Annotated in this window: 4 protein-coding genes; 3 read left to right on the forward strand and 1 reads right to left on the reverse strand. The window is 70.9% G+C overall.

Going from position 1 to position 4,637, the window contains the following annotated elements:
* Window positions 1-116: 116 nt before the first annotated feature.
* Together ACWD5O_RS36905 and ACWD5O_RS36910 are read left to right on the forward strand one after the other, a co-directional pair.
* Window positions 117-743 (forward strand): hypothetical protein, encoded by a 627-nt coding sequence (locus ACWD5O_RS36905; protein WP_387325540.1) that lies wholly within the window; start codon window positions 117-119, stop codon window positions 741-743.
* A 126-nt stretch (window positions 744-869) separates the two neighbouring features.
* Window positions 870-2,195, forward strand: coding sequence for a hemolysin family protein (locus tag ACWD5O_RS36910; protein ID WP_354964325.1), 1,326 nt, complete (start codon window positions 870-872; stop codon window positions 2,193-2,195).
* Window positions 2,196-2,227: 32 nt separating this feature from the next.
* Here the strand turns inward: ACWD5O_RS36910 and ACWD5O_RS36915 are convergent, their stop codons facing one another.
* Window positions 2,228-2,611: a PaaI family thioesterase gene (locus ACWD5O_RS36915; protein WP_208869982.1), complete on the reverse strand. Its 384-nt coding sequence runs from the start codon at window positions 2,609-2,611 to the stop codon at window positions 2,228-2,230.
* Between the two features lie 105 nt (window positions 2,612-2,716).
* Between ACWD5O_RS36915 and tyrS the strand changes: the two genes are divergently transcribed.
* Window positions 2,717-4,009, forward strand: coding sequence for a tyrosine--tRNA ligase (gene tyrS, locus ACWD5O_RS36920; protein WP_354964326.1), 1,293 nt, complete (start codon window positions 2,717-2,719; stop codon window positions 4,007-4,009).
* Window positions 4,010-4,637: the final 628 nt, after the last annotated feature.

The raw sequence follows: 4,637 nt of genomic DNA on the forward strand, positions 1-4,637 counted from the left end.
CCCGCCCGCCCGCCGGGCGGGCGGGCGGGCGGGCGAGCCGCTCGTGGCGAAGGACGACGGCCGGTGGATCTGTCCCGCCGACCGGCCCGAGCCGGCGGGGGGCTACCCCCGCCGGGGTGAACTGGCTGGAACTCGTCGGCTGGGCCGGCTCCGCGCTGCTGGTCTGGTCGCTGCTGCAGACCCGCATCCTGCGGCTGCGCGCGCTCAACCTGCTCGGCTGCCTCATCCTGATCGGCTACAACGCCGCCGTGCACGTGTGGCCCATGGTCGGGCTGAACGTGGTGCTCACGGTGATCAACGTCTGGTACCTGCGGAAGATGCTGGCCACCCGGCACGACGCGCAGACCTACGAAGTGGTCGAGGTGGGCACCGGCGACGCATTCCTGGCCCACACCCTGCGGGTGCACGCCGCCGACATCGCCCGGTTCAACCCGGACTTCCGCTGGGACCCGGCCGCCGCCGACCGGTCGGCGTTCCTGGTGGTCCGCGCCGACGAGGTGGTCGGCGTGGTGGTCTCGCACGCCGAGGCCGGCGGGGTGGCTCAGATCGACCTGGACTACATGACCCCGCCGTTCCGCGACTTCACCCCCGGCGAGTTCGTCTACCGGCGCAGCCGCCTGTTCACCGACCGCGGTTTCCGCCGGGTGGTCAGCCCGCCCGGCATGGTCGCCCCCTACTACCACCGGCTCGGCTTCCGCCCGGAGGGCGACGCGTACGTGCTGGAACTGCCCGCGCCCGCCTGACCCGCCGGCCTGAGGATTGCGCGGCCCGCCCGCGGGGCACAGAGGGGCGACGCCGCCCGGGCCACGGTCGGCGGCGGGCCGGCCACCGCGGCCGGCCGGGTCGGGGTCGAGGGGAGAGAACCGGGCGTGCAGAGCTACTGGAGCCAGCTGGCCCTGGTCGGAGTTCTGGTGATCGTCAACGCGGCCTTCGCCGGCAGCGAGATGGCCCTAGTCTCGCTGCGCGACAGCCAGCTCCAGCGGCTGGAACGCGGCAGCCGCGCCGGCCGCACCCTGGCACGGCTGGCCAAGGACCCCAACCGGTTCCTGGCCACCATCCAGATCGGCATCACCCTGGCCGGCTTCCTGGCCTCCGCCGCTGCGGCGGTCTCGCTCGCCAAGCCCCTCGTGCCGCTGCTCGGGGTGTTCGGGGGCGCCGCCGAGACGGTGGCGATCGTGGTGGTCACCCTCGCGCTGACCTTCGTCACTCTGGTCTTCGGCGAGCTGGCCCCCAAGCGGATCGCCATGCAGTCCGCCGAGCGGTGGGCGCTGCTGGTGGCCCGTCCGCTCGACCTGCTCGCCACCGTGACCCGACCGGCCGTCTGGGCCCTCGGCGCCACCAGCGACCTCGTGGTCCGGCTGGTCGGGCTCAACCCGAAGCACCAGCCGGACGAGATCGGCCCGGACGAGCTGCGCGACATCGTCGCCGGCAACCATGGCTTCACCAAGGAGCAGCGCACCATCATCGCCGGCGCCGTGGAGATCGCCGACCGGCGGTTGCGGGCCGTCCTCGTACCCCGGTTGCGGGTCTTCACGCTCGACAGCGGGACCAGCGCGGAGTCCGCGCGACTGGTGCTGGCCGCCACCGGGCACTCCCGGGCACCGGTGGTGCGCCACGGCGGCCTGGACGACACGCTCGGCGTGATCCATCTGCGTGACTTGGTGGGGGTGCCGGACGACCGGCCGGTCGACGAGATCGCCCGCCCTCCGATGCTGCTGCCCGACTCGCTGCCGGTGGTGGACGCGCTGCGCCAGTTCAAGGCCGAACGCCAGCACATCGCTCTGGTGGTGGACGAGCGCGGCGCCGTCGACGGCATCGTCACGCTGGAGGACATCCTGGAGGAGATCGTCGGGGAGATCTACGACGAGACCGACCGGGACGGCTACTCGGTGCGCCGCGAGCCCGACGGCGCGCTGGTGCTGCCCGGCACCTTCCCGGTGCACGACCTGCCGGACATCGGCGTCGAGCTGCCGTCCCGGCCGGCCGGCGACTACACCACCGTCGCCGGGCTGGTGCTGGCCCGCCTCGGCCACATCCCCACCGTCGTGGGGGAGGACGAAACCCTGGACGGCTGGGTGCTGGTGGTGGCGGGCATCGACCACCGGGCGATCACCGAGGTACGGCTGAGCCGGGTCCCCGACGAGGCGCACGTCGACCAGGACGCCGAGCCGGTGCTGGACGAGGCCCGCAGCTGAGCGGGCGCGCCGCGACGCGTGGGTGCGTCGGTTCAGGCGGGGGAGAGGTTCTGCAGCCTGACCTGGCCGCGGGCGACCAGCCGCTGGTCGGCGTCGGTGATCTCCACCTGCCAGAGCTGCTGGCTGCGACCCCGGTGCACCGGCGTGCCGACCGCCGTCAGCTCGCCCTCCCGGACCGCCCGCAGGAAGTCCGTCTGGTTGCTGACGCCGACGACGGTGCCCCGGTCGCCCAGCCAGAGCGAGCCGCCCACGCTGGCCGCGGTCTCCACCACCGAGCAGTACACCCCGCCGTGCTGGATGCCGAACGGCTGGTGCAGCTCGGGCCGGACGCGCCAGCCGATGACGACCCGGTCGGCGGTCGCCTCCTCGAACTTCAGGCCGAGCAGGGCGACGAAGCCACCCGTCAGGTCCGGCATCTCCACGGCAAACCCTCCTCGATCAACGGGGCGCAAGCCTAACTGGGGCGGCTTGCGCGAAACCCGGTACGGGTCGGTGCCGAGGATGGGGGAGAATTGGCGACCGTGACCGACAGCAGCCTTCCGCCGCCCGGGCGGGACTCCCTGACCGACGATTTGCTCTGGCGTGGCCTGATTCAGGACTCGACCGGCCTCGACGAGCTGCGCGAGCTGCTCGACGGTGCGGACGCCGCCACCTTCTACGTGGGCTTCGACCCCACCGCGCCGAGCCTGCACGTCGGCCACCTCATGCAGGTCACCATGGCCCGCCGGCTGCAACTCGCGGGCCACCGCCCGTTGCTGCTGGTCGGCGGGGCGACCGGGCAGATCGGTGACCCGAAGGAGAGCGCCGAGCGGACGCTCAACCCGCCCGAGGTGATCGCCGGCTGGGTCGCGCGGATCCGCGAGCAGTTGGCCCCGTTCGTGTCGTACACCGGCGACAACGCGGCGCGACTGGTGAACAACCTGGACTGGACCGGCGAGATGTCGGTGGTCGAGTTCCTCCGCGACGTGGGCAAGCACTTCCCGGTGAACAAGATGCTGGCGCGGGAGGTGGTGCGGGCCCGGCTGGAAACGGGAATCAGCTTCACCGAGTTCAGCTACCAGCTGTTGCAGGCCAACGACTTCTTCGAGCTGCACCGCCGGCATGGCTGCCAGCTCCAGTTCGGCGGCTCCGACCAGTGGGGCAACATCACCGCCGGCGTCGACTACGTACGGCGGCGTGGGGCCGGGCCGGTGGAGGCGTTCACCACGCCACTGGTCACGAAGTCCGACGGCACGAAGTTCGGCAAGACCGAGGGCGGCGCCGTCTGGCTCGACCCCATGTTGACCAGCCCGTACGCGTTCTACCAGTTCTGGCTGAACGTCGAGGACCGGGAGGTCGACCGCTACCTGCGGTACTTCAGCTTCCGGTCGCGTGACGAGCTGGAGGAACTGGCGAAGGCGACCGCCGAACGGCCGGCAGCCCGGCTGGCACAGCGGGCGCTCGCCGAGGAGCTGACGACCCTGGTGCACGGGCCGGAGGAGACCCGGCAGGCCATCGCCGCCAGCCAGGCGTTGTTCGGTCGGGGCTCACTGGATGAGCTGGCCCCGGAGACGCTGCGCGCGGCGCTGACCGAGGCCGGCCTGGTGCAGCTCGCCGGCGAGTTGCCGGACGTGGCGGGCCTGCTGCGCGACTCCGGCCTGGTGCCCAGCCACAAGGAGGGCCGTCGCGTGATCGCCGAGGGCGGCGCCTACGTCAACAACAACCGGGTGGCCGAGGTGGACGCCACGGTGTCACCGGCCGACCTGCTGCACGGGCGGTACCTGGTGCTGCGCCGCGGCAAGCGCTCCTTCGCGGGCGTTGAGCTGCGCGAATAGGTACCTGTCAACGGTGTGACGGGGGACGCGTCCGGCGGATTTGACGATCATCCCGCCGGACGCGTAACTTTCTCTCTGCCAGCGCGGAACGGACGAAACAGGCGAAAGTCTGAGAGGCCGGAGCGCGGTGAAGACCACCGGGTCGGAGGGGTTGCACCTCTCAGACCTGGTACCGGGTGGGGCCCCAGAGTCGCCGCGAGGCGGATTTGGTGAGGCGGAACCGACCGGGTAAGGTTAACGACCGGCAGGGCGCCGGGCGAGTTCGCGGGAAACCGCGGCGGCCGGCCTGCCGAATCCATGATGAGGGCGGCGCAAGCCGGTCGAGACATGGTGCCCGCATGACGGAGTGACGCACGACAGACCGCGAAAACAGCGGTTTGACACGGCGGAAACCGGCGGGTAACGTAGTAAAAGTGCCTGACGCCAGATGAGCGTCAGGGACACGGTACGGAAAGCCCCGAGATGGGGTCCCAGGGAGTGGGGCTTTTGATCGGTGTGTGGTTGTTCTTTGAGAACTCAACAGGGTGCTTGATAAGCCAGTGCCAATTATGATTTATACCCCGGACTGGTGGTCCTTTTGGATTGCTGGTTGGGATTCCTTTGGCAACATTTGTTTGTTGTCAGGATG

This window comes from Micromonospora sp. NPDC005161, assembly GCF_053599855.1.

Coding starts and splice junctions, on each gene's coding strand:
- ACWD5O_RS36915 (WP_208869982.1), bottom strand. CDS start 2,611: ATGCCGGACCTGACGGGTGGCTTCGTCGCCCTGCTCGGCCTGAAGTTC.